Source organism: Collinsella tanakaei (assembly GCF_021531055.1).
Taxonomy (GTDB): domain Bacteria; phylum Actinomycetota; class Coriobacteriia; order Coriobacteriales; family Coriobacteriaceae; genus Collinsella; species Collinsella tanakaei_B.
In genome coordinates, this window is the sequence record NZ_JADYTL010000009.1 from 26,373 (window position 1) to 50,757 (window position 24,385).

20 protein-coding genes and 1 tRNA gene are annotated in these 24,385 nt (G+C 64.3%); 8 read left to right on the plus strand and 13 right to left on the minus strand.

What is annotated here, in order from left to right; translation table 11 throughout:
• Positions 1 to 212 precede the first annotated feature (212 nt).
• From I6E04_RS08730 to I6E04_RS08740, 3 genes are all read left to right on the plus strand, one after another.
• Complete coding sequence (locus I6E04_RS08730; RefSeq protein WP_235422806.1) at positions 213 to 1,229, plus strand: LacI family DNA-binding transcriptional regulator; 1,017 nt, start codon at positions 213 to 215, stop codon at positions 1,227 to 1,229.
• Positions 1,230 to 1,760: 531 nt separating this feature from the next.
• Positions 1,761 to 2,819 carry a UDP-glucose 4-epimerase GalE gene (galE, locus tag I6E04_RS08735; RefSeq protein ID WP_235422807.1) on the plus strand — a complete coding sequence of 353 codons (1,059 nt, stop codon included), beginning with the start codon at positions 1,761 to 1,763 and terminating at the stop codon, positions 2,817 to 2,819.
• Positions 2,820 to 2,903: 84 nt separating this feature from the next.
• Positions 2,904 to 3,917: a polyprenyl synthetase family protein gene (locus I6E04_RS08740; protein WP_235422808.1), complete on the plus strand. Its 1,014-nt coding sequence runs from the start codon at positions 2,904 to 2,906 to the stop codon at positions 3,915 to 3,917.
• Positions 3,918 to 3,979: 62 nt separating this feature from the next.
• On the opposite strand, the gene I6E04_RS08745 is transcribed toward I6E04_RS08740, so the two are convergent.
• The 3 genes from I6E04_RS08745 to I6E04_RS08755 form a co-directional block, all read right to left on the minus strand.
• Complete coding sequence (locus I6E04_RS08745) at positions 3,980 to 4,123, minus strand: hypothetical protein (RefSeq protein WP_235422809.1); 144 nt, start codon at positions 4,121 to 4,123, stop codon at positions 3,980 to 3,982.
• 133 nt (positions 4,124 to 4,256) lie between these two features.
• Positions 4,257 to 5,882, minus strand: coding sequence for a sensor histidine kinase (locus I6E04_RS09915; protein ID WP_235422810.1), 1,626 nt, complete (start codon positions 5,880 to 5,882; stop codon positions 4,257 to 4,259).
• Positions 5,879 to 6,628: a response regulator transcription factor gene (locus I6E04_RS08755; RefSeq protein ID WP_235422811.1), complete on the minus strand. Its 750-nt coding sequence runs from the start codon at positions 6,626 to 6,628 to the stop codon at positions 5,879 to 5,881. The genes I6E04_RS09915 and I6E04_RS08755 overlap by 4 nt, the downstream gene beginning before the upstream one ends.
• 335 nt (positions 6,629 to 6,963) lie before the next feature.
• On the opposite strand from I6E04_RS08755, the gene I6E04_RS08760 reads away from it, so the two are divergent.
• A complete protein-coding gene (locus I6E04_RS08760; RefSeq protein WP_235422812.1) occupies positions 6,964 to 7,869 on the plus strand; it encodes a peptidoglycan-binding domain-containing protein in 906 nt (301 codons plus the stop codon).
• 45 nt (positions 7,870 to 7,914) lie between these two features.
• Positions 7,915 to 7,988, plus strand: a tRNA-Gln gene (locus tag I6E04_RS08765).
• Between the two features lie 440 nt (positions 7,989 to 8,428).
• Here the strand turns inward: I6E04_RS08765 and I6E04_RS08770 are convergent.
• A complete protein-coding gene (locus I6E04_RS08770) occupies positions 8,429 to 10,030 on the minus strand; it encodes a hypothetical protein (protein ID WP_235422813.1) in 1,602 nt (533 codons plus the stop codon).
• A gap of 381 nt (positions 10,031 to 10,411) precedes the next feature.
• Here I6E04_RS08770 and I6E04_RS08775 point away from each other — a divergent pair, with 381 nt between their 5' ends.
• Positions 10,412 to 11,635 carry a dicarboxylate/amino acid:cation symporter gene (locus I6E04_RS08775; protein ID WP_235422814.1) on the plus strand — a complete coding sequence of 408 codons (1,224 nt, stop codon included), beginning with the start codon at positions 10,412 to 10,414 and terminating at the stop codon, positions 11,633 to 11,635.
• Between the two features lie 79 nt (positions 11,636 to 11,714).
• Here I6E04_RS08775 and I6E04_RS08780 read toward each other — a convergent pair whose 3' ends face one another.
• Complete coding sequence (locus I6E04_RS08780) at positions 11,715 to 12,653, minus strand: LysR family transcriptional regulator (protein WP_235422815.1); 939 nt, start codon at positions 12,651 to 12,653, stop codon at positions 11,715 to 11,717.
• A gap of 138 nt (positions 12,654 to 12,791) precedes the next feature.
• On the opposite strand from I6E04_RS08780, the gene I6E04_RS08785 reads away from it, so the two are divergent.
• Positions 12,792 to 14,294, plus strand: coding sequence for a UxaA family hydrolase (locus I6E04_RS08785; protein ID WP_235422816.1), 1,503 nt, complete (start codon positions 12,792 to 12,794; stop codon positions 14,292 to 14,294).
• Positions 14,295 to 14,465: 171 nt separating this feature from the next.
• Here the strand turns inward: I6E04_RS08785 and I6E04_RS08790 are convergent, their stop codons facing one another.
• The 3 genes from I6E04_RS08790 to pyrE all read right to left on the minus strand — a co-directional run bounded on the left by I6E04_RS08790 (position 14,466) and on the right by pyrE (position 18,292).
• A complete protein-coding gene (locus I6E04_RS08790) occupies positions 14,466 to 16,310 on the minus strand; it encodes a carbon starvation CstA family protein (protein ID WP_235422817.1) in 1,845 nt (614 codons plus the stop codon).
• A gap of 349 nt (positions 16,311 to 16,659) precedes the next feature.
• Positions 16,660 to 17,475: a zinc ribbon domain-containing protein gene (locus I6E04_RS08795; protein ID WP_235422818.1), complete on the minus strand. Its 816-nt coding sequence runs from the start codon at positions 17,473 to 17,475 to the stop codon at positions 16,660 to 16,662.
• 133 nt (positions 17,476 to 17,608) lie between these two features.
• On the minus strand, positions 17,609 to 18,292 hold the full coding sequence (gene pyrE / locus I6E04_RS08800) for an orotate phosphoribosyltransferase (RefSeq protein ID WP_235422819.1): 684 nt from the start codon (positions 18,290 to 18,292) through the stop codon (positions 17,609 to 17,611).
• A 424-nt stretch (positions 18,293 to 18,716) separates the two neighbouring features.
• Between pyrE and ilvD the strand changes: the two genes are divergently transcribed.
• Positions 18,717 to 20,360, plus strand: a complete 1,644-nt coding sequence (gene ilvD, locus I6E04_RS08805) for a dihydroxy-acid dehydratase (RefSeq protein ID WP_235422820.1) — start codon at positions 18,717 to 18,719, stop codon at positions 20,358 to 20,360.
• 231 nt (positions 20,361 to 20,591) lie between these two features.
• Here ilvD and I6E04_RS08810 read toward each other — a convergent pair whose 3' ends face one another.
• The 5 genes from I6E04_RS08810 to I6E04_RS08830 all read right to left on the minus strand — a co-directional run bounded on the left by I6E04_RS08810 (position 20,592) and on the right by I6E04_RS08830 (position 24,385).
• Positions 20,592 to 20,864, minus strand: coding sequence for an HPr family phosphocarrier protein (locus I6E04_RS08810; protein WP_235422821.1), 273 nt, complete (start codon positions 20,862 to 20,864; stop codon positions 20,592 to 20,594).
• Positions 20,865 to 20,968: 104 nt separating this feature from the next.
• On the minus strand, positions 20,969 to 22,057 hold the full coding sequence (locus tag I6E04_RS08815; protein ID WP_235422822.1) for an iron-containing alcohol dehydrogenase family protein: 1,089 nt from the start codon (positions 22,055 to 22,057) through the stop codon (positions 20,969 to 20,971).
• Between the two features lie 115 nt (positions 22,058 to 22,172).
• On the minus strand, positions 22,173 to 22,832 hold the full coding sequence (gene eda, locus I6E04_RS08820; RefSeq protein ID WP_235422823.1) for a bifunctional 4-hydroxy-2-oxoglutarate aldolase/2-dehydro-3-deoxy-phosphogluconate aldolase: 660 nt from the start codon (positions 22,830 to 22,832) through the stop codon (positions 22,173 to 22,175).
• A gap of 72 nt (positions 22,833 to 22,904) precedes the next feature.
• Positions 22,905 to 24,074: a UxaA family hydrolase gene (locus I6E04_RS08825; protein WP_235422824.1), complete on the minus strand. Its 1,170-nt coding sequence runs from the start codon at positions 24,072 to 24,074 to the stop codon at positions 22,905 to 22,907.
• Positions 24,071 to 24,385, minus strand: coding sequence for a UxaA family hydrolase (locus I6E04_RS08830; RefSeq protein WP_235422825.1), 315 nt, complete (start codon positions 24,383 to 24,385; stop codon positions 24,071 to 24,073). Before I6E04_RS08830 ends, I6E04_RS08825 begins: the two co-directional genes overlap by 4 nt.

A 24,385-nucleotide genomic window follows, 5' to 3' on the forward strand; every position in this document is an offset into this window, starting at 1 on the left:
AATGGCCCCCTCTCGACCGCTCGCCCGCCGAATCGAACCGCTTGCCCCCGACGGCGGCCAGAACGGCCTGCACGAGCATGCCGACACGGCGCGCCCATGCGGCCAACAAAACCGGACACAACCGCACAGCGCCTACGGCGGAGACGCACTCCTTGCACTTGTAGTAGAGTGAGAACGGTAACAAGTTCGCACAAAAGGTAACGGGAAGCGCTATGACCATGTCCAAACGTACGGCATCGACGCTGGCGGATGTCGCCGCGGCGGCGGGTGTCTCGCGCTCGACCGCATCGCGCGCCCTGAACGATTCCCCCCGCATCAGCGAGGCGACCAAGCAGCGCATCCGCGACATCGCGCACCAGATCAACTTCGTGCCCAACGCACGCGGGCGGGCGCTCGCCGTCGGACGCTCCGAGACCATCGCCGTGCTCGTCACCGAGCCGCTGAGCGAGCTGTTCTCCGACCCGACCTACGGTGCGTTTCTGAGCGGTATCACCGAGCAGCTTTCCGAATCCGAGTACCTCCCCGTCCTGCTGCAGGCTTCGACGCCGCACGAGCGCGAGCGCGTGGTGCGCCACTTCGAGCGCCGCTCGTTCGACGCGGTCATCGACATCTCGCCCTACCGCGGCAGCGAGCTACTCGACGTCCTGCGCGACCTCGAGGTTCCCACGGTCCTGTGCGGCCAGCTGGAGGGCCATCCCTACCGCGACGTGTTCTCGACCGTCTACTCAGACGACGTCGAGGGTGCCGCGCTCGCCGCCCGCGCCATGGTCAACCGCGGTCGCACGAACTGCGTGGCGATCCTCGGCCCCAAGGACAACCCCGCCGTCATCGACCGCGTGCGCGGCTACACGCGCGTGCTCGGCGAGGCGCTGCCCGAGGACCTGATCCTCTACACGGGATGGAGCGCCAGCGACGGTTTCCTCGCCATGCGGCACCTGCTCGAGCGCGGGGTGCGCCCCGACGGCGTGCTCGCGGGCTCCGACCGTATCGCCTCGGGAGTCATCGAGGCGCTGCGCGACTACGACCTGCTCGTGCCCCGCGACGTGTCCGTCATCGGCTTCGACGACCATCCCATCGCGACCAAGGTCACCCCGCGCCTGACCACCATCCGCCAGCCGCTGCACCTTGAGGGTTCCATGGCCGCGGACATGGCGCTCGAACTCATCGACGGCGCGGAGCCGACCACCACGGTCCTGCACATGGAACTGATCGAGCGCGAATCGCTGTAGCGCGCCGCCGAAGGGACGCTTTGGGCCACGCTGCGCGCCCCTGGAAGGTTCATGGCGGCCGAGCGTTACAAAAATGGGCAGTTTCTAGTTGTTTTGGACGTCGACGACATCGCTCGCAGGACTATGCAGAGCCGCTGATGTGCGGCATCTAAACTTTTTTAATACTAAATACTGCTATGGCCCTGATAGGACCCTGGTGGAGTCATGCTGTCGACCCGCATCGCACCCGAATCGGCCCTCAGAACCCTCCAATAAAACTAGAAAGTGTCGAGTTTTGTAACTCATCGCGACGATGAACGATTTTCAGCGACCCGAAATGAAGATCCGGCCAAAGCGGCCGCATATTATCGGCCCTATCGAACGCGTTCTTGCATACGACCGTTTTTCACAACCGCGGGCGCGGCACCTGTGCATGTGTGCATGTCTTTTGGTATATCGCGCACGCGTCCGAGCTCCCTGGCGCGTTCGCGGCGTGAGCTATACTTGACCCCGAAACGCCCATCGGACCCCACGGCCGAAAGGAGATACTCCATGTCCGTCAAGCTCTCCCCCGCCGATACCTGCGTTCTTGTGACCGGCGGTGCCGGCTTCATCGGCTCGCACACCGTCGTCGAGCTGCTCGAGCGCAACTACCAGGTCGTCGTCGTGGACGACCTCTCCAACTCGAGCCCCGTCGCCATCGACCGCATCAAGCAGATCGTCGGCGACGACGCGGCCGAGAACCTCACCTTCTACGAGGCCGACGTGCTCGACCGCGATGCGCTGAACCGCATCTTCAACGCCCATAAGATCGACCGCGTGATCCACTTCGCCGGCTACAAGGCCGTCGGCGAGTCGGTCCACAAGCCGCTCGAGTACTACCACAACAACATCGGGAACACGCTGACGCTGTGCGAGGTCATGCGCGCGCACGGCTGCAAGTCCATCATCTTCTCCAGCTCCTCCACGGTCTACGGCGATCCGGACAACCCGCCCGTGACCGAGGCCGACCCCAAGAAACCGGCCACCAACCCCTACGGCTGGACCAAATGGATGATCGAGCAGATCCTCATGGACCTGCATACCGCCGACCCCGAGTGGGACGTCGTGCTGCTGCGCTACTTCAACCCCATCGGCGCGCACCCGAGCGGCCTGATCGGCGAGGACCCCAAGGGCATTCCCAACAACCTCGTACCCTACGTGGCGCAGGTCGCCGTGGGCAAGCGCGAGTGCATCAACGTCTTCGGCGACGACTACCCCACGCCCGACGGCACCGGCGTGCGCGACTACATCCATGTGGTCGACCTCGCCCGCGGCCATGTGGCGGCGCTCGAGTGGATGAACGGCCGCGCCGAGGTCGGCATCTTCAACCTGGGCACCGGCACCGGCTCCTCGGTGCTCGACGTGATCCACGCCTTCGAGAAGGCGTGCGGCAAGGAGCTGCCCTACAAGATCTGCCCGCGTCGCGACGGCGATATCGCCGCCAACTGGTGCGACGCCACCCGTGCTCGCGAGGAGATGGGCTGGACCGCCGAGTTCAACATCGACGACATGTGCCGCGACTCCTGGAACTGGCAGTCGCACAACCCCGACGGATTCGCCACGAAATAGCCGTCTCGGCAACGTACAATGGACGGTGTCCGCGCGCTGCGCGGGCACCGTTTTTTGTTGGCGACTTCCCTGCGAGGTTCAACCATGTCCAGCGCGTTCACCGATTTCCTCACCCGCAACGTCGGCGAGGTCAACGAGTTTCTCTCCACGTTCTTTTACGACAAGACCGACCGCGCGGATATCGAACGGTACCTGTACGCACCGCTGGGAGCGTTTTCGGCCAACGCCGGGAAGCGCCACCGACCGCTCATCTGCATGCTCGCCTGCGCCGCGGTGGGCGGCGACTTCCACGCCGCGCTGAGCGCCGCGGCGGCGATCGAGCACTTCCAGTCCGCCGCGCTCATCCACGACGACATCGCCGACAACGGGCACCTGCGCCGCGGCAAGCCGTGCGTGCATGTCACCGAGGGTGTCGGTATCGCCATCAACTGCGGCGACTACGCGCTCACACTCGTCACCGACGCCATCCTACGCGATAGCGCCCTTGCCGACGACGTCAAGCTGCGCGTGCTGCGCGAGCTCACGGACATGATGCAGCGCACCGTCGAGGGCCAGGCGCTCGATCTGGGCTGGGTGCGCGACGAGCGCTTTGACCTGACCGTCGACGACTACCTGACCATGGCAACGCTCAAGACCGCCCACTACAGCGGCGCCGTGCCCCTGGCCTGCGGCGCGATCATCGGTGGCGGCACGGAGGAGCAGATCGAGGCCCTGCGCTCCTTCGGCTTGGACACGGGGCTCGCGTTCCAGATCCAAGACGACCTGCTCAACCTGATCGGCGAGCGCGAGGCGCGCGAGAAGGACTTCCGCAGCGACATCACCGAGGGCAAGCGCACGCTCGTCGCGGTCCACGCGCTCGAGCACGCCGATGAGCGCGACGAGCTGGAGTGCATCCTGGCCTCCGGCACGACCGATCCGGCGGCGCTCGACCGCGCGGTGGAGATCTTCGAGCAGACGGGCTCGATCGAATTCGCACGCGCCCACGCCATCGAGCTCATCGAGCGCGCCAAGCATACGCTCGCCGGCATCGAGCTCGACGCGAAGTGCCGCGAACTGCTGCTCGCCATGGCCGACTTCTTCGTGGAGCGCCTACATTAGGCGCGCAGATGAGGCATGTGGGCGCGTCGTCCCTGCCGCGCGGCAGGGACGACACCGACGTTTTAGAACCCCAACGCGACGAACACGACCACCACGAACGCCGACAGCGCAAGCGAGGCGAGTGCGGCACGGTCCTCGCGCAGAGGGACGATCGGCGCCTCGGTACCGTCTTCCATGACCATGGTCTCGCCGAACACGTTGAGCATCCCTACCACCCCTTCTTGCGTGCGGGCATCGGCGCACGCCGCGCCTTTCGTCCATGCTAGCGACGCTTTGACAAGACTCGGTAAGCGAACGCACAGCATCGTGAAAGGCGCTGCGTCGGATTGTCGTCGTGCGTCAGGATTCGGCGTCCTGCTCTGCCCCCATCCCGAAGGTCACCGTCACGCAGGCGCCGCCGGCGGGGTCGTTTGACAGGCGGACATCGCCGCCATGCAGGCGGGCGAGCGTCTGCACGATGTTCAGGCCGAGCCCGAAATGCTTGGCGCTCTTGGCTTCCCCGTAAAACGGCTCGCAGCCCCGATGCAGCGCCTCGGGCGTGAAGCCGGGTCCGTCATCGGTCACGCGCACGCACAGGCGCCCGCCCTCCTCGTCGCACGACAGCGCGACCGCGATGCGCGAGCGCGCGTGCTCGCAGGCGTTGCCAAGCAGGTTGCCGAGCACCTCCTCGACCAGGGCGCGATCGACGTCGACCTCCTCGACCTGCGACATGCCCGCCGCATCGATGGCAAGGACGAGTTCGGGGCGTTTCGCGCCGACGTAATCCTGCATGGAGCGCACCGTCTCGCGCGAGAAGTCGCCGGCGGACATCCGCGCGTGCACGACCGGTCGGTCGTCGAGCTTGGCGATCCCGCTCATGGCCATCGTGTACGACTCGAGCCGCTCCACCTGGTCCGCGATCGTTTCGATCGCCTGCCCGTCGATGGGCTCGCCATGCTCCTCGCGCAGCCGGGCCATCTCGACCGTACCCTTGAGCACCGTGATGGGCGTGCGCAGATCGTGCGCGAACGCCGCGTTCAGGCGACGGCGATCCTCCACGGTGCGCCACAGCTCGCGCTGGGACGCCTCCAGCGAGGCGCGCATCTTCTCGAACGCGTCGCCGAGCCGGGTGAACTCGCGTCCCGGCACCTCCGGCGTCACGAAATCCAGATCCTGCCGGCCCACACGGTCCGCACATCCGCAGATCACATCGAGGGGGCCCGCCAAGCGCTTGCGGTAGAAGCGGCGGAAGAACAGATACGCGGTGATGCCGAGCACCGCGAAGGGCGCGAGCCCCGCGGCGACGCGCAGGGCGACCATGAAGGGCGTCTCGTAGGCCATGGAATCCTGCGAAACGAAATAGCCGATGTTGGACACCACGAACGCGTCGTCGCCTTCGCCGAGTCGGGCGACCGGACCCGTGACCTGCATGCGTCCCGCCCGTTCGCGCGCATCGTAGGCTGCCAGATTTGACCCGTCGATCGAGACGAGATCGTACGGGGAGCCGTCGCTTTCCTCGTAATCGGCCGCGGTATAGTTGCCGCCCCAGTCGTAGACCGTGAGCGATGGATCGGTGCGGACCATCTCGAGCGTGGCGTATCCGATGGGAGCGCCGGTATCGGCGTTGATCACACCCCCGGAGCTGTTGCCCACGAGCAGGCCACCGTCCGCCTGGTCGCGCATGCCCAGAAACGCGATACGATCGGACGGCTCGCCCGCCGAGGCCAGCTCGATCGCGACAGCGGGGACGAGCTCGTCGGACTCGGCATCGTACACGTACGGCCCGCCCTCGACATCGACGCGGCCCTCCCACACGGAGCGCTGGAGCGTATCGTACACCGACATGATGCCAATCATGAGCGCGATCGACACGACGATGGACGTCAGCACACAGCCGGCCGTGTACAGGAAAAACGACCACATGAGCGGCATATCGTCCCAAAACGTCCGCACGCGCCCATCGCGCGCCGTCCGCCGCGCCTTCACCGGACGCTCCAACGATAGCCGACGCCCCACACGGTCTCGATGGGATCGACGCCACAGCCCGCCTCGGCGAATTTCTTGCGGATCCTGCGGATGTGCTCGCGCACGATCGCCGGGTCGCCCTCCGCGTTCCATCCCCATACCTGCTCGTAGATGAAGGTGCGGTCGTACACGCGCCCGGGCTTTTTGCTGAGCAACGCCGCAATGTCGAACTCGGTGCGCGTCAGATCGAGGCGCACGGGCTCCTTGGCGCGATCCTGCTCGGACTCGCGCACGCCCGAGATCTCGACGGTGCGCCGCGCGTAATCAATGGCGATGCAGTCGCCAAACCACACGTGCGCCGTGCGGTCCTCGCCGCGACGCAACTCGCGCGTCAGGTGCGCACGCACGCGACTGCCGAGCACCTGGAGCGAAAACGGCTTGAGCACGTAGTCGTCGCCACCCGACGCGAAACCGTCGAGCTGATCGGCGTCCTCCACGCGCGCCGTCAGGAAGATGATCGGGCACGTGAGGCGCTTGCGGATGAGACGGCACGCCTCGAAGCCGTCCATGCCCGGCATGTTGACGTCGAGCAGCACGAGGTCGATTCGCGGCAGCCGCCCACGCTCACTGTCCTCGGCCGCCTCGATGGCATCCGCGCCGCTGCCGGCGACGGTCGTGCGGAAACCTTCCATGCGGAAGTAATCGTCCAGCATGGAGGCGATCGCCTGCTCGTCATCGACGATCAGCAGATGGGCATCCTGGTTCACGGTGGCCTCCGTTCTTGTTTCCTGTCGTATCCCATGCTCATGGTGGCAGCACGGTGTCAACTTTCTTCCTACGCTGCTCGTAATGCTCGGTACGCCTCGACGTCGGGCACCCAAATCGAGAGGACTGTCGCGGCCCTGAAACTCGGATACCCCGCCGGCACGCGACCCATGCGGTCCATGCGGGCCGCACATCGATTCTTTGTTGAAGTCGTTGCGGGAAGGGGGCTGGTCGGCACAACGGACGGCGCGACTTGTTACACTATAGATTCGATACATTACGCGCATCCGCGCTGCATGAACGCGCGGACCTTCCATTCATGTGGAAAGAGGTTTCCATGGATCCTATCGTCAAGGGTATGCAGGGCCCCGCCGTCGAGGACGTCCAGTCCCGCCTCACCCGACTGGACTTCTCCATCGAGCCCGCGGAGCTCGAAGGCAAGCTCTTCGGCGACAGCACCGCCCAGGCAGTCAGGGCGTTTCGCGCCGACAACGACCTGATGCCGGGCGACGAAGTCGATTCGGCCTGCTGGTCGGCGCTGGTCGATGCGTCCTATCGCCTCGGCGACCGCACGCTGTACCTGCGCCTGCCCAATTTCCACGGGGCCGATGTCCACGCCCTGCAGCAGGCGCTCAACGTGCTGGGATTCGCCTGCGGCAGCGATGACGGCTACTTCGGTCCGCATACCGAGGCCGCGCTCCAGCAGTTCCAGGAGAACGTCGGCCTGTTTGCCGACGGCATGGCATTCCAGGACACCTTCGCCTACATCGAGCGCCTGCGTCATGTGTGGGAGGGCAAGCCCTCCATCGTCGAGGCCGAGGAGCGCATCGGCTTCGCCCGCGCCGCCGAGGTGCTGGAAAAGAACCGTATCGCCGTGTGCGGCGATGATCCCATCGCGCGCGCCGTCGCGTCGCGCATGTGGAACATCGCGCAAGCGACGACCGAATCGAGTGGCATGGTCCTGTGCGACGCCGAGGCGCCCGCCGACATGGACCTGGTCCTCGAACTGGCGAGCAGCAGCCTGCCCGAGGACGCCGCGCCCACGCCCACGATCGTGCTCGCCGAGTGTAACAACCTCACCAAGCGCCTGGCGACGGCGTTCGCGGCCGCAAAGCACAAGCCCGCGAAGATCCGCATCGAGCTCACGGGGATCACGGACTATAACGGCCAGTTCACCTCGAGTGACGCCCAGACGCTCGCGATTCGCCTGCTCGACGGCGTTTGCGCGGCGCTGAACGATTAGGTACACTTGTTGAGCCGACCGGGGCATATGCTCCGGCGCAGCATTTGGGGCATCGTCCAGCGGCAGGACCCCGGTTTTTGGTGCCGGTTACGGGGGTTCGAATCCCTCTGCCCCAGCCATAGGCGATAAAAGAAGGCCAGCGGTATATCCGCTGGCCTTCTTTTATCGCCTATGGCTGGGGCAGAGGGATTCGAACCGAAGGGGCCTCATGCTGTGCAAAGCGCGCGACGATTGCTCGTGATCCGCATTGTGGTCACGAGACAACGATTACTGAAAGGCAGAGGCACCGAAAACAGCCCGCCACTACTTGAGCGCACATCGATCCTGCGGAAACGTCGGCTGCCAAGACATCGCCGCCCCGGCCAATCCCTCATCGAACCTCCAATAGCGCCCAATTCGGACTCAATCTGACAGGAAACGTGCTCTCGTGACCATCAGTGCGAAAACGAACGCATCTGCCCGCCCATCGACCTCGATTCTGCACGCGGCGCGCCAAGATCGGTCCCCTCTCGCGCATACCCGACCGACATCCCATCTATGGAGCGGTCCGAACCTCCAGCTAACTGTTCAGCAGGCGATCGACGGCGCCGTGGCTCGAGCGACGGAAATCCTCGCTGGTCAGCACCTCCTGCGGGATCCTGATGTTATCGTGCAGCGCGCGGCGGAACGGAATCCGCAGCGACACGGGCAGATCCTTGACCAAGCGCGCGAAATCGCGCGGGCGCTCCTGGTTGTCGGCCGCGCTCTCGCGATCGTTGCCCTGCTGCTGCACGTGCGCACGGTTCGCCGCGAACATCGCGCGGTACATACCCGCATGCAAGCGGATCTCGATCACATTCACCTCGCGAGCCCGCTCGACGAGCCGCGCGCCCTCGCGGTCGACGTCGCCCGCGTAGTACACATACGGAAAACCGTATCCGATATCGTTCAGGTAGTCGTCCAGCGCATGCGCGATGCACACGTTGTGGCCGGCGCCGAAGATCACGCCGCCGATCCGCTTGCCGAACAGGCGCACGCTCCGGCGTCCTTTGAGCAGCGCCACGATCTCCTCGTAGGTATCGATGTTCTCCACCACGATGAACGGCTGATCGGCGCCGAGACCGTAAAAGCCCTGCAGCGGCGGCGTCTGGTTCGAGGCGATCCGCAGCACGTTGGGACTGATGCCCTTGGCGGTGAGCCGACGCATCAGGCGGTCGCCGCGCTTGCCCTCGAGCGCCTTCTCGTCGTCGAAGATCTGGTAGGCGCGCTGCCTGCGCGAAGCGTACGGGACCGTCTCGCCCTTGTGCGCCTCGAGCCACATCCGCACGCGCGCCACATCGTCGGGCTTTGCCGGCTGCTCGGCGGGCCGCTTGGCCGTGCCCACCTTGGCGGTCTTGCTCGGCACGGGAACCTTTACCACGCGCTCACGAAGCGACGCCACGGCGCCCAGGCCGCGCTTGATGACGGCAAGGCCACGCGGGCGGAACTCATCGCGGCGCATATCGGCCTTCGATGCGCGCTCGCCCGCAACGGGCTTCTGCGAAGCGCGCGTGGCCAAGGGCTCGGCGGTGCAGTGCTCACGGTCCTTGCGTGCAGGCCGATGCCTACGCTCGCGGCGCTCGCGCGTCCGGCCCTCGCGCTTGCCACGCGCAGATGCAGGCGCCGTCGAATCGGCATCTCGACGGGCATCGGCGGCCGCAGCGGTGGCGTCCGCCGCATCCTCGGCTTGCGGAGCATCCTCCACCGCATCGGCCTTCGCACGGCGCACGGAATCGTCGCCCCCATCCGCTTGGGTGCCTTTCGTTCCGGCAGTCCGGTCCGTCTCGACGGCGTCATCGGCATCCTCGTCTGCCTGCTCGGCACGAAGCGCCTCGAGCACCGCATCCGCATCGATGCCCGCCACGTCGAGGCTTATCCCGTACGGCCCGAACTCATCGCGTCCGAGCTGGACGATCAACCCCTCGCTCGCCAGGGTCTCGCGCATCTCGTCGACCCGCTCGGGCCCGCGCAGCGACTTGAGCACCCGATCGAGTGCCCCGCGCTTGATCTTGAGCTCCTTGCGCTCGAGCAGCGCGAGCGCCAGCACCGAGCACTGCTTCTCGTTGACGCCCAGCCGCTCGTTGAGCCACGACGCCAGCGCGCTCACGGTTTCGGGACTATCGGAAATCAGGACACGCCTCAACGCGGGCACCTCCATAGCAGGGCGCCCGCATCGTCGGCGGGCGCCTCGAACGTTCATTCAGCGCCTTGCATCGTAGCACACACGACGTCACGGCAGCCGAGGCATCGGACCACGAGGCCCGCGCCGCACACCCGCTGCGAAAAATCGTCGGACGCGATTTCTCATGGCGCCGCACCGAGAGACGATGCTTTACGCCCTCATATTATTAGTTTCACTTATGTCTATATATGTTATTTAAAATTGAGTTTATATACTCCGAAATCTAGTCTTGAATCGACGAAGCGAATGCCTGGATGGCGAAACGGAAAGAGGTGCTTGAGACGATTCATCTATCGGGCAGTTCGCATTTTCAGTACGGTAAAGACTAGGGGAGGTTCAACAATGCTTGCGTTCATAAAGAAGATCCCGTTGTTCCACAAGATCATGATCGGCTTCGCCCTCGGTATCATCGTGGGCATGATCATGGGGCCGGCCGCTTCGATGTTCGAGTTCCTCGGCACCATCATGATCAACCTGCTTCAGGTGGTCGTCGCACCGCTGATCATGTGCCTGATGATCTCGACCATCGGCAGCGTGACCGACATGCGGTCGTTCGGCGGCATCGCCATCAAGACGATCATCAACTACACCGTGATGATGCTCATCGCCATTGCACTCGGTCTAGGCATGGCGCTGCTGCTCAACGTCGGCGAAGGTGCCAACATCGACGTCGGGGCCCTCACCGCGGCGGAAGAGACCGAGGTTTCGTTCGTCGACACGATCGTCAACATGGTCCCGAGCAATATCTTCAACGCACTCGCCACCGACCAGCTCATCCAGGTGATCGTCTTCTCGCTCATCTTCGCCTACTGCTGCACCAAGATCGGCGAGCCCGGCCAGAAGATCATCAACGTGTTCACCACGCTCGCGGACATCATGAAGAACTTCGTGAACGTCGTGCTGAGCGTCACCCCCATCGGCGTGTTCGGCCTCATGGCCAACGTCATCGGCAACAACGGCATCTCGATCATCATCCCCTACGCCAAGGTGCTCGCAGCCGTCTACATCGCCTGCTTCATCCAGACGGTCGTGGTCCACACCGGCATCATCGGGTTCCTCATCTGCAAAATCAATCCCAAGAAGTTCCTGCTGTCCTGCAAGGAATCCATGACCTTCGCGTTCGCCACGTGCTCCAGCGTCGCCACCATCCCGCTCGCCCTTCAGGCCACCCGTCGACTGGGCGTGCCCGAGCGCATCGGTAACTTCATCATCACCATCGGATCGAATATGAGCATGGACGGCATCTGCATCTATCAGGGCGTCGCCGTCGTATTCGCCTCGCAGGTCTTCGGCATCGACCTTACCATCCCCCAGTACATCATGGTCATGCTCACCTCGACGCTCGCGTCCCTCGGTGTCGCCGGCGTTCCCGGCTCCGGCCTGATCGTCCTGACCATCGTGCTGCGTACCGTCGGCCTTCCGCTCGAAGCCGTCGGCATCCTCGCGGGCGTCGACCGCCTGCTCAACATGGGCCGAATCATCCCCAACGTGACGGCGGATATCGCAACCTCCTGCATCGTCTCCAAGTTCGAAGGTGGCTTGGAACCGGTCTCCGAAACCGACTAGCACGAACTCGGTAACAACCAGCTCCCTTTTCCCGAAGGGTCGCCTAAGCACGCATCGTGTTCATGGCGACCCTTCGCCATTACAGGCCCCACTCGAGGACGTGGTCCACAAGCTTACGAACCGACACGGGCACGTAGGCGTCTTTCGGAAGCAGAATGTAAAACGTCCTTTTGGCCAGCGCGCTCGCAAGCGGATAGAACAGCAGCGAATCGCTATGGACATCCACGATCCGATCGCTGACGAATGTCGCGCCCATACCGGCCTCCGCCAGATGGAACGCGGTGACCAGCTGGTTGAGCTCCATCTTTATGACAGGCTCGACCTGGACCTCCTTGAACATCCCCCATGCTCGATCATGCAGGTTGTTGCCTCGACGAAGCAAGATGATCGGCAGCTCGGCGAATGCATCGAGACCGATTCTTTTCAGCCATGGATCGAGATGCTCGCCGCGGACAACCTGCTCGGCCGTCAAGGCGAAAGATCCGTATCGCTCGTTTATCGGATCGCTTGCCGGCACGGCGAGCAACACGTGGTCGACGAACATCTCATAGCGCGGAAAATCGCGCACCAGTTCCGGGTCGCAATTGAACGTCACGTCGATGCTGCGATCGGCGAGCATCTGCGCGACGGAGCGAGCGCTGCTCTCCTTGATCTGAAGCTCGATACCGGGATATCGACGGCTGAAGTCCGCGAGGACTTCGGGCAGGATGTAGGCGTTCAGGTAATGGGTTCCGCCGATACACACGGAACCGGTCGATAGGTTCTTGATATCGTCGAATTTCTGCTGCTGCTCTCGTTCGAGCTGCAGCTCCTTTTGCGCCGTCTCGATATAGATCTCTCCCGCGTCGGTCAAGCACAGCGGTTTGCGCTTGCGATCGAACAACGGCATGCCGATACGCTCCTCGAGCTTGCGGACGGCGATGCTCAAAGCGGGCTGCGTCAGGTACAGCTTCTTCGCAGCCTTCGAGAAGCTGCCTTCCTGCCAGATGGTGTAGACGTAGAGCATCTCCGGACTCATGGCCATCCCCCATACTATAAGCTCGAATTATGACTCCATTGAATACATAAATTAGATTATATACCAGAGCGATGCTACGGTGAAGTCACCAGATGGCAGCACCCATCACGGGGTGCAGGAAAGGACGGAGGTCGCCTCATGGAAGTCAATGCGCTGATGATGGATCCCACCGATAACGTCGTGACATGCGTCAAGGATATCGCCGCCGGCGAAACGGTCGTCTATCGTCGTGAGGACGAGATGCGGACGCTCGTCGCGGTGCAGGACATCCCGTCGTGTCATAAGGTCGCGCTTGCAGATCTCGACGAGGGATCCGATGTGCTCAAGTACGGAGAACTGATCGGCCGCACCACATGCAAGATCGCGCAGGGCGGCCTCGTGAACCACGAGAACATCTACAGCGTTCCGCGCGACTACGACAGCGAGCTGGTCGAAGAGACCGACGAGGAGCTGCCCGAATTCAAGGCGACGAAGAGCGGCCTGAAGTTCTGGGGATATCGTCGCTCCGAAGGGCGTCCCGGCATCCGCAACCATGTGCTCATCCTTCCCACCTGCGCATGCGGCAGCGAGAGCTCGCGTATCGTGGCAAGCCAGGTTCGCGGCGCCGTCAACATCGTCTTCAACACAGGCTGCTCGGATGTTGCCGCCAACACCGCCATGTCGCAGAAGGTCCTGACCGGCTTCGCCTGCAACCCCAACGTATACGGTGTGGTTATCATCGGACTCGGCTGCGAGACGGTCGGCCACAAGCAGCTGCGCGAGAAGATTCAGGGTATGACCTCCAAGCCCGTCGTATCCTTCGGTATCCAGGAGGAGGGCGGCACCCTCAAGACGATCGAGAAGGCGGTCCGCGCCGCGCGCGAAATGGCTGCCGAAGCAGGCGAACAGCAAAAGGAGCTATTCGACATCTCCGAGCTGTTCTTGGGCATCGAGTGCGGTGGCTCCGACGCGACCTCCGGCATCGGCAGCAACCCGGCGGTCGGCGAGCTGAGCGATCTTTTGGTCGATTACGGTGCCACCAGCATGATGAGCGAGTCGATCGAGTGGATCGGCGCCGAGCATGTCGTGGCGAAGCGCGGCGCCACGCCCAAGATCCATAACCAGATCATCGAGGTGTGCCGTGCCTACGAGGAGCATCTTGCCGCTGCGGGCCAGGACTGCCGCGCCGGCCAGCCCACGCCCGGCAACAAGGCAGGCGGCCTGTCGACCATCGACGAGAAGAGCCTCGGCTGCATTCGCAAGGGCGGTGTGCGCCCCATCCGCGAGGTGCTCGAACAGGCCGAGCGCCCCACGCAGCAGGGTGCCCTGGTGATGGACACCGCCGGCTACGACATCTCGTCCGTGACGTCGATGGTTGCCGGCGGCTGCCAGGCGGTCATCTTCACCACCGGCCGTGGAACACCCACCGGCAATGCCATCGTCCCGGTCGTCAAGGTCACGGCGAACGAGTGGACCTACCAGCACATGGAAGACAATATGGACGTCGACCTCTCCGCGGTGGTGCGTGGCGAGAAGACCGCGCATGAGATGGGCGCCGAGCTGCTCGACGAGATCGTCGCGATCAGCAACGGCAAGCTTACCAAGGCCGAAGCCTACGGTTTCTCCGATATCGCCGTCGATCATGTCTGCCGCTTCGTGTAATCCGAGATTCCGATAGACGAAACGCGGCGCGAGCTATATACCGGGCCCGCGCCGCACACCCGATGTGAAAACGTCAGACACGTTTTCACATCAAACGGGGCGCCCCGCCATGGGGACGCCCCGTTTCGCACATGGGGTTATGTGAAAAACGCCTGACGCGCTATCACGCAGCTACGCATTGACGCTCGCGTGGTCGGCGGACGCCTCGGCAGCCTGCTCGCGCACGTGGGCACGACCCATCTCGGTCCACTCGGGCTCCTCGTCGGGAAGCGAGCCGGCCTCCTTGGTGAAGAGCTCCTTCAGGCAGTTGTAGGCCACGATGACACCGAGCACCATGAGCAGGATCGCAAAGACGAGCTGCAGGCCGGAGGTGGCGATGACCGCGACGCCGGAGGCGGCCAGCGCGTTCACGCAGCCGATCGTGCTCTGCACGAGCGAGGTGAAGGTGCAGCACAGCAGGAAGGCGACGGGCACGTAGAGCATGAAGCCCTTACGGCCGGTGCACTTGCAGAAGACGGCCAGCGTGATCATGGTCATGCCGCCGAGCAGCTGGTTGGAGGCACCGAACAGCGGCCAGATGTTGCTGTAGCCGCCAAAGGCGAGCGCAAAGCCCAGGATGAGCGTGAGCACCGTGGCGACCCAGGTGTTGGATGCGACCTTGGCGGCACCGGTGAGCTCGGCCTGCTCGTTCTCGAGCGCGTCGTTGGTCTGGGCGAAGAACTCCTGGAACGACAGGCGGCCGATGCGCGCGACGGCGTCGACGGAGGTGAGCGCGAGCGCCGAGACGCACATGGTCATGAACACGGTCGCCAGCGTCTGGTCGACACCGAACGCGGTCATACCGCGGGCGATACCCTGCGAGAAGATCGAGAACGGCGTGGCGGCGACGCCGTTGTTGAGCGCACCGGTACCGGCGGTATTGAGGTCGGAGAACATGATGGCGGCGAACACGATGGCCAGCACGCCCACGAAGGACTCGACGACCATGGCGCCGTAGCCCACGGGGAGCATATCCTGTTCCTTCTCGACCTGCTTGGACGAGGTGTTGGTGGACACGAGGCTGTGGAAGCCGGACAGGGCGCCGCAGGCGACCGACACGAACAGCAGCGGGAACACGAAGCTGCCGTTGGCGGCCATCTCGCCGAAGTCCACGACCATGGGCGCGGTCATCGTTGCTTGGCCGTTGGCGCCGAGCACGAAGATGCCCACCACGGCGCAGGCGATCATGACGAGCATCATGATGCTCGTGAGGTAATCGCGCGGCTGCTTGAGCGTCTGGATGGGCATGGCGGCAGCAAACAGCAGGTACACGGCGATGACGGCGAACCAGCCGAGCTTGGGCAGGTAGACCGGGAACTGCATACCCACGGCGAACATGGCGACGAACAGCACCACGGCGAGCGCCAGCTCGCGTACACCGGAAAGCTGGAAGCGACGGTTGAGCCAACCGAAGGCGATGGCCACGAAGGTGAACAGGATCGAGATCGTGCCCGCCGTGCCGCCAGCATACGAGGCGGCAGCATCGACCGCACCGGACGCGCCATAGGTCGCCTGGAACGTGCCCGCGACCATGTCGACGAACGCGGCGATGACGATGATGGTGAACAGCCAGCTGAACAGCAGGAACAGACGACGGCCCGTGCGACCGATATACTTCTCGATCAGCTGGGCGAGCGATTTGCCGTTGTTCTTGACGCTCGCGTACAGCGCACCGAAGTCGTGCACGGCGCCGAAGAAGATGCCACCCACGAGCACCCACAGCAGCACGGGCAGCCAGCCGAACATCATGGCGGCGATCGTGCCCGTCACGGGGCCGGCACCGCAGATGGAGCTGAACTGGTGCGAGAACGCGGTGAAGCACGACGCGGGCGAGAAGTTCTTCCCGTCCTCCATGCGGCGCGCGGGCGTGAGCGCATCGCGGTCGACGCCCCACTTGGCGGCGAGCCACCTACCGTACCCGAGGTAGCCCGCGGCCAGCACGACCGCGGCGACCACCACGACGACGATTCCGTTCATAGTCGATCCTTTCCCCCGGAAGCGCTATCGAGACAAACAAAAACGAGGGCCGTCGTATCCGTTCCGACGGCCCTCGTCAACCAGCCGCCCGTTATCCTACGGGCCGGCTGCAACGCACACCAACCCGCATCAGATAATCTGGCGAATAATGGATAGCTGCTGGCGTGCGCGCATGTCTCGATAACCTTCTTCTTGCTTTGCGCGGACCGTGCGTCCGTGCACTCCTATGAAGCACTGACCAGTCTACGCTTTAGCAAGGCAAAGTCAACCTGCATGGAAAATGTTACGTGTCGGTTTCGTCCGACAAAAGAGGCGCCACGGGGCTATTGTCCCGCGGTGCCCGTATGCCCTAGCTGAGCAGTGCCGATGCGACCTCGTCCTCGACGCTGTCATCCTCGGACCACACGCCCTCGTCGTCGCGCTCGAACTCAAGCTCGAGGTCGACGTCGTGGAGCTCGGTCTCGTCGACCGCCTGCATGATCTCGTCGCCCAGCAGGTCGTACAGATCGTCGGTGTCCATCGTGTAGACGCTCGGATCGTTGACGAGCTCGCTCATGCGCTGCTCGAGGCGCGGCATGATGTCGGCGAACGACTTGCAGGTCATCGTGACGTAACACACCGCCTCGTCGTTGGCCTCATCGACCTCGACCGCCGTGATGTCGTAGTCGAGCCCGTCGAGCATCGAGCCGACGAACTCCTCGCCCGACACCCCGAACTGCCCGAGACCGGCCGAATCGTCCAGGTCCTCGACCATCTCGCGATAATCCTCGGAGTTCGGGTCCATCAGCATCTCGAACTGCGAGGCGACGCCCTCGCGGATGATCTCCTCGCTCGACGGACCCATGAGCGACGGCACGACAAACGCAGCGACGAGACCGATGACCACGACGACGGCAACCGCCGCGATGGCGATGATCGGGCCGCGGCCGCGCTTCTTCGCCGAGCCGGCACCGGCATATGCCGAGCTATCCGGCACGACGGGACCGGACTCGGGCTGCTGGGGCGCCGCCGCGGGCGTCGCGACGGGCTCCGGCGTGGCGGGCGGCACCGGCTCGGAGGCGGGCTCCTGCTCGGGCCCCGACGTCACGGCCTCGATCTTCTGGCCGCAGCTCGTGCAGAACTTCGAATCGTCGGAGACTTCCTTGCCGCAAAACGGACAGATCATAGCTGCTCCTTCCCTGTTATGCGAGCGAGTGACGCACTCGCCGCATGATTGCATGATACGGCCCGCTCGTCATGTCCATGACAGCATCCCGTATCCATTTCGTCATGCTTTCCCACCATATCGCACGCAGGCGCTACTCCTTGGCGCCGTACTGCTCGTAGTAGGCGTCGATAGCCGCCTTGATCGCATCGTCGATCACCACATGGCCGGCGACCTCGCGGTTGTAGAGATGTTCGACGACCTCGGCCATGCTCACGATGGACGCGACGGGGAACCCGTACTTGTCCTGGATCTCGGCCTGCGCGGTTTTGACGCCGCCCTTGCCGACTTCCATGCGGTTAAGCGACACGATCAGGCCCTTGACCTCGACATCGGCCGCAGCCTTGAGCTTAGGATAGGTCTCGTCGATCGACTTGCCCGACGTGGTGACATCCTCGACCATCACGACGCGGTCGCCGTCGGCGAGTTCGTAGCCGAGCATGCCTCCCTTGTCCGCGCCGTGGTCCTTGACCTCCTTGCGGTCGGAACAGTACTTGACCTCCTTGCCGTACAACTCGTGCAAGGCGATCGCCGTGACGACGGACAGGGGGATGCCCTTATAGGCAGGCCCGAACACGACGTCGAAGTCGAGGCCGAAGTTGTCGTGGATCGCGCGGGCGTAGTACTCGCCCAGGCGCTTGAGCTGCTCGCCGGTCACGTAGGCGCCGGCGTTCATGTAGAACGGCGAGGTGCGTCCGCTCTTGAGCGTGAACTCGCCGAATTTGAGCACGTCGGACTCGACCATGAACTCGATGAATTCCTGCTTGTATGCTTCCATGCCCATCCTTCCATCTATCGCCGCCCGCAGGCGGACGCGTTTGTGCGTGCCCTCATGATACCAGCGCTTCCGCACCGCCGACGCGCGATGATCGGACGGAGCGGGCGATAACCGCCGACAGTCGGTGAACAAACTCGTCGCACGCGGTTCGGCAATAAGAAAATTCTTTCGATTGAGTGCCTGCCGCATGGTGTGAAATGGTGTGGTTCGAGGTCGCATTTCACCATATGTGAGCAGCGGTTTCCCATTGGAAAAAAATTTTCTCCGGTTGGCGAAAAGTCCTTGCCAAGTCCGTTGGCTTTAGGCCACTATAGTGCTATACGGACGCGTCTCGCCACGGTGCCGCGTCCGAATCCTCTATCTGACATCGTCGTCATGACGAAGAAGGCTCCGCAGAGGGGAGCCACGAGGAAAGGAGTTTTCTGTGGTACGCGCAATCGACAAGCTTGAGCCCTTCCAGAGGGCGATCACCAAGGCGCACCTCGCCTCCACCGGCGTCGCCGTCGATTCCCTCGAGAATCCCGACAAGCCGCTGATCGCCATCGCGAACAGCTGGAACGAGATGTGCCCCGGCCATGAGCCGCTGCGCCAGCTCGCGTCCGAGGTCAAGAAGGGCATCCTCGAGGCCGGTGGCGAGCCCATCGAGTTCAACACCATCGCCATCTGCGACGGCATCGCCCAGGGCCACGCCGGCATGCACTACAGCCTCCCGCATCGCGAGATCATCGCCGACTCCTGCGAGGCCCAGATCCTCGGTCTGAACGTCTTCGACGGCGTCGTCTACATGGCAAGCTGCGACAAGATCGTGCCCGCTATGCTCATGGCCGCCGGCCGCATCAACCTGCCGGCCGCCCTCGTGTCCGCCGGCCCCTGCTGGGACGAGATCAAGCCGAGCGACTCCAAGGCCCTGCGCGCGTCCTTCCTGCGCGGCGAGGCCACCGAGCTCGACGTCATCGAGGGCACGCTCAAGTACTACACCGGCCCCGGCATCTGCCCGTTTTTGGGTACCGCCAACAGCATGTGCTGCCTGGCTGAGGGCCTGGGCATGATGGTGCCCGGCGGCGCGCTGCAGCCCGCCCCCACCGCCATGCGCCGCTTCCTGGCCCGCCGCACCGGCGCCGCCGTCGTCGACCTGGTCCGCAAGGGCATCAAGCCGAGCGACATCATGACCGAGGCCGCGTTCCAGAACGCCGTGACCCTGCTCGCCTCCATCGGCGGCTCCCTCAATGCCCTGCTGCACCTGCCGGCCATCGCCGCCGAGCTCGGCCTCGAGGTCACCTGGGCCCAGGTCGCCGAGACCACGAGCCGCGTGCCGCTGATCACCAACATCACGCCCAACGGCGACATGTCCTGCATCAACCTCTACAAGGCCGGCGGCATCCCGGCCGTCCTCAAGACCATCGAGAAGGACCTCGACCTGTCCGTCATGACCATCAACGGCAAGACCATGGGCGAGAACCTCGAGGGCGACATCCCCGTCGACCGTTCCGTCATCCGCACGCAGGACGACCCCGCCTCCGTCGCCAACGGCATCCAGGTCCTCTACGGCAACCTCGCTCCCGAGGGCACGCTCGTCAAGACCTCCGCGGTGCCCGCCGACCAGCACACCTTCGACGGTCCGGCCATGTGCTTCAACAGCGAGGAGGAGTGCTTCGCCGCCTACAACGCGAACAAGATCCCCGCTGGCACCGCGGTCATCATCCGCTACGAGGGCCCCAAGGGCGGCCCGGGCATGAAGGAGCTGCACCGCGTCACCGAGATCATGAAGGGCATCCCGGGTTCCGCCGTCATCACCGACGGTCGCTTCTCCGGCGCGTCCGGCGGCCTGTCCGTCGGCTACCTGTGCCCCGAGGCCGCTGAGGGTGGCCCCATCGCGCTGATCCAGGACGGCGACATGGTCCACATCAACCTGGCCGACAACGCGATCTCCTTCGACATCACCGACGAGGAGCTCGAGGCACGTCGCCAGAACTGGACGCCTGTCGTGCACGACTTCAAGGGCAAGGTCCTCGCGCGCTACCTCAAGGAGGTCGGCCCCGCCAAGGACGGCGCCCTGCTCGGCGCGTAATCCGCATCGCCGTATATAGCACAGCGACTCAGACCCGGTTGGCCTCCCGCCAGCCGGGTCTTTCTGTGCACCGCTGCCGCGGGATGTCAAATTACCCCAGGGGTTTTCCTACACGGGGCGGTGCCCGCACCGCCCCGTGTAGGAAAACCCCTGGGGTAATTTGACATCTAAAAGACGCCCCGACCGGCGTGAGGCCGATCGGGGCGTGCGCAACGCGTATGTGCGGATGGCCTACTCGCCGCAGCCGCTGTTGATGAGCTCGACGAGCGCCTTCACGGCCTCTTGCTCATCCTCGCCGTCGGCGGCGATGACGATGGTGGTGCCGCAGGCCAAGCCCTGGGTCATGAGGGCGAGCATGCTCTTGGCGTTAACGCCGTCACCCTCGGCATCGGCCTTCTTGACGGTCACGTTGGACTTGAAGCCGGCAGCCGTCTTGCAGAACAGCGACGCGGGACGGGCGTGAAGGCCGGTGGCGTTGACGATCGTGGTCTCCTCGGAATACATGGGACTCTCTCCTTTGCTCGGTGAGCCTGGGCTCAACATGTGGCGCAAACACAACGCATTCGCGCATATCAACTTTATATTTTAGGGCACAGCCGCGAAGTTCGCTACACCATCTCGCGAACGGCCTCGTGCAAGCGCTGACGGTCAGCCGGGTCGTCGCTGTTGTAGTGGCGCGAATTGACGATGTACTCCTCGATGATGTCGAGGTTCTCCTCGGTGGGCTCGATACCGAGCTCGCCCAGGGTGAGGGGGAGATCCATCTTGCGCATGAAGTCGCGCAGCTCCTCCTCCTTATCCTTCAGGCCGTTGAAGTACAGCTGGCAGAACAGGCCCACGGCGACGATCTCGCCATGGATGGCCTCGGCGGCCTCATGCGTGAAGTGCGTGCGGACGCCGTCGTAGATCACGTGCGCGAGCTCGGACTGGCGGAAGCTCTTGGTGGTGTTGGCGATCACGCCGGTGGTGATGACGTTCAGGAAAGCCATGTCGGTGAGGTTCTTGGTGACCTCGCCGGCGCGGTTGTCCTCGATGGCGGGCAGCGCGATCTTCTCGAGCACGCCGTAGACATATGCGGCCATGTTGAAGGCGGTGTACACGTCGATGGGCGTATCCTCGAGGTGCATCTCGGGCTGGCCGTTCAGCATCTCGATCTTCTTGGCCATGGCGTCCATGACACCGGCGGCGTTGTAGCGGTGCGGGCACGCGGCGATGACGTCGAGGTCCATGTACACGCCGTCGATCTCGTGGTCGAAGCGCCAGGAACGCAGCTTGCCGCCCTCGGCGGTGTACATGACGCTCATGCAGGTGAACGGTGCGCAGGTGGATGCGGACGTGGGGATGTTGATGGCGCCCAGATGCGCCACCTCGCCCACGGCCTTGGCAAGGTCGGTGATCTTTCCGCCGCCGACGCCCACGATCTCGTCGCAACCGGCCTCGTGTGCCTTGGCGGCCAACTCCTCGGCGCCCTCGTAGCAGCACCAACCCGTCCAGATCTCGAGCTGCCACTCCACGCCGGCGGCCTCCATGCTCGGGACCAGGCGGTCCTTGACCGCATCCCACGAGCGCGGACCGGCGACGATCAGCATCTTGTTACCGAAACGCTTGAGCTCATCGCCCATCTGCTCCAACAGGCCGCGCTCGCAGCGCACGCGCCCGGCGCCGAATTTGATCGCAGTATCCAGTTCCACTGCCATAGTTCCCTCTTTCTCCCTTTCCTTGATGCTCGTGAACAGGGTATCTTTCGGCGCACAGCGGGCGCGATGCCCCTGCAGCCCACCGTGCGCCGGAAAGACCGAAACGGTCCCGCGGCTAGCCGCGAATCTCGCGGACGGCAGCCGCGGCGTCAGCGGTCAGGGCCTCGACGCGCGAGAAGTCGCCATCGGCGAACAGGTTGGGCTTAACCATCCAGGTGCCGCCCGCGGCGAGAATCGCCTTGGAGCCCAAGAAGTCGCGCACATTGTCAGGGCTCACGCCACCGGTGGGCATAAAGCGATGGCCGACGAACACGGCAGCAAGGGCTTCGATGGCCTTCAGGCCGCCGTAGAGGTTGGCCGGGAAGAACTTGGTGATGTCGAAGCCAAGGTTGATGAGGGTGGTCAGCTCGGCGGGGGTCACGCCGCCGGGGATGAGGTTGACCTCATGCTCCAGACACCAATCGATGATGGCCATGTCGTAACCCGGCGACACGATGAACTTCGCGCCGGCGTCGACGGCCTTTTTGCACTGCTCGAGATTCACGACGGTACCGGCACCGACGAGGATGTCGGGGCACTTCTCGGCCATCTCGTGGATGCAGTCGGCGGCCGCCGCGGTGCGGAAGGTCACCTCGGCGGCAGGCAGACCGCCCGCGACCAGCGCGTTGGCCATGGGAACCGCGTCCTCGACCTTCTCGAGCACGACGACCGGCACGACGCCCGTCTTCTCGACCTGCTCGTAGAATCCGTTGCTCTTCATGTACTCAGTCGACATCGTTGTTCCTCTCTCTTGACGATGGTCCCTTCCTAAAGCTATGCACCACGGAGCGTGCGACGCCGCCCGCCGTCACGGCAGGCACGTGCACCACACCTCCTGATTGTGGTAGATGGCAAAATCGTCGAACCCCAGGCGCTCCGCCGCCGGCTGCTCGCCGTCGCAGACGCGCTCGAGCATGGCGAGCAGGTCGGTGCCCAGCTCGTCGATACTCGCGGTGCCCTCGATCGCACCCGAAGCGTCGAAATCCATGTTGTCGCCCATGCGGGCAAAGGTCTCGCCGTTACCCGTGACCTTGATGACGGGGATGAGCGGGTTGCCGATCGGCGTGCCGCGTCCTGTCGTGAAGATGAGCACCTGCGCCCCGCCGGCCGTCATGCCCGACACCGACTCGATATCGTAACCCGGCGTGTCCATGACCACCAGCCCGCGCCGCGCCGGAATCGCACCGTAGGGGATAACCTCGGCGATTGGCGAGGTGCCGCCTTTGGAGATGCCGCCAAGTGCCTTCTCCTCGAGCGTCGACAGACCGCCGGCCATGTTGCCGGGCGACGGGTTGGCCCCGCGCACGTCCACACCCGCTGCGGCGAAGCTCTCCTCGAGCCCATGCACGATCCGGTAGATGTCGTCGGACACCGCAGACGTGGCGCCGCGGGCCGCCAAAATGTCCTCGGTGCCGATAAGCTCGGTCGTCTCGCCGAGCATCACCGTGCCGCCCGCCGCGACGACGGCGTCGCCCACCACACCGACCGCCGGGTTGGCCGCAAGGCCGCTCGTGGCGTCCGAACCGCCGCAGTTGGTGCCCAAGACCAGGTCGGCCAAACCCATCTCACAGCGTTCGACGGTCGCCGCCTGTGCGACAAGGGCCTGCGCGAGTTCCGCACCGTGCGCCATCGCACGCTCGGAACCACCGCAGTCCTGAATCGTCATCACCTCGAGGGGCTTCTCACTCACCTCGCGGATGCGGGCGGCGAGCTCGTAGGGCTTCGTCGTCTCGCAGCCCAAGCCGACGAGCACCGTGCCGAACACGTTGGGGTTGAGCGTCAGATTCACAAGACAGCGACGCATGATCTCGATGCCCGAGCCCACCTGGCCGCAGCCCTTGGCACACGGCACCGCAACCGCGCCGGGCACCGCATCGGCGATGCGGCGCGCCACGACGTTGGCGCATCCGCAGGTGGAGAGCACGAGCACGTGGTTGCGAATGCCCACGCGACCATCAGGTCGCCGATAGCCCCTCATGCACCCACCCCCGTCCTCACGCTTTCGATGTTGTGGATATGAACGTAGCCACCGCGCTCGACATCGTCCGTCATGATGCCGATGACCTCACCGTACTTACGGGCAAGGTCCCCGGATGCCAAAGCGCGCAGGCAGATCTTGTGGAAGCGTGGGATATCCTCCCTCGCAACCAGCTCGTCGACCGTCTCGCCGGATTTGGTCCGCACCGACACGGTCTCGCCGGCGGTAACAGGGTCGATGACGGTCGCGACGTCATCCGCCGTCGCCATGATGAGCGCGCGCTTTGCCACGATGCCGATCGCCTCCCCCAT

Excerpts from the sequence above, each read along its gene's own strand:
- I6E04_RS08730 (WP_235422806.1), top strand. The coding sequence starts at position 213 with ATGACCATGTCCAAACGTACGGCATCGACGCTGGCGGATGTCGCCGCG.
- galE (WP_235422807.1), top strand. The coding sequence starts at position 1,761 with ATGTCCGTCAAGCTCTCCCCCGCCGATACCTGCGTTCTTGTGACCGGC.
- I6E04_RS08740 (WP_235422808.1), top strand. The coding sequence starts at position 2,904 with ATGTCCAGCGCGTTCACCGATTTCCTCACCCGCAACGTCGGCGAGGTC.
- I6E04_RS08745 (WP_235422809.1), bottom strand. The coding sequence starts at position 4,123 with ATGCTCAACGTGTTCGGCGAGACCATGGTCATGGAAGACGGTACCGAG.
- I6E04_RS08760 (WP_235422812.1), top strand. The coding sequence starts at position 6,964 with ATGGATCCTATCGTCAAGGGTATGCAGGGCCCCGCCGTCGAGGACGTC.
- I6E04_RS08775 (WP_235422814.1), top strand. The coding sequence starts at position 10,412 with ATGCTTGCGTTCATAAAGAAGATCCCGTTGTTCCACAAGATCATGATC.
- I6E04_RS08780 (WP_235422815.1), bottom strand. The coding sequence starts at position 12,653 with ATGAGTCCGGAGATGCTCTACGTCTACACCATCTGGCAGGAAGGCAGC.
- I6E04_RS08785 (WP_235422816.1), top strand. The coding sequence starts at position 12,792 with ATGGAAGTCAATGCGCTGATGATGGATCCCACCGATAACGTCGTGACA.
- I6E04_RS08790 (WP_235422817.1), bottom strand. The coding sequence starts at position 16,310 with ATGAACGGAATCGTCGTCGTGGTGGTCGCCGCGGTCGTGCTGGCCGCG.
- I6E04_RS08795 (WP_235422818.1), bottom strand. The coding sequence starts at position 17,475 with ATGATCTGTCCGTTTTGCGGCAAGGAAGTCTCCGACGATTCGAAGTTC.
- pyrE (WP_235422819.1), bottom strand. The coding sequence starts at position 18,292 with ATGGAAGCATACAAGCAGGAATTCATCGAGTTCATGGTCGAGTCCGAC.
- I6E04_RS08810 (WP_235422821.1), bottom strand. The coding sequence starts at position 20,864 with ATGTATTCCGAGGAGACCACGATCGTCAACGCCACCGGCCTTCACGCC.
- I6E04_RS08815 (WP_235422822.1), bottom strand. The coding sequence starts at position 22,057 with ATGGCAGTGGAACTGGATACTGCGATCAAATTCGGCGCCGGGCGCGTG.
- eda (WP_235422823.1), bottom strand. The coding sequence starts at position 22,832 with ATGTCGACTGAGTACATGAAGAGCAACGGATTCTACGAGCAGGTCGAG.
- I6E04_RS08825 (WP_235422824.1), bottom strand. The coding sequence starts at position 24,074 with ATGAGGGGCTATCGGCGACCTGATGGTCGCGTGGGCATTCGCAACCAC.
- I6E04_RS08830 (WP_235422825.1), bottom strand. The coding sequence starts at position 24,385 with ATGGGGGAGGCGATCGGCATCGTGGCAAAGCGCGCGCTCATCATGGCG.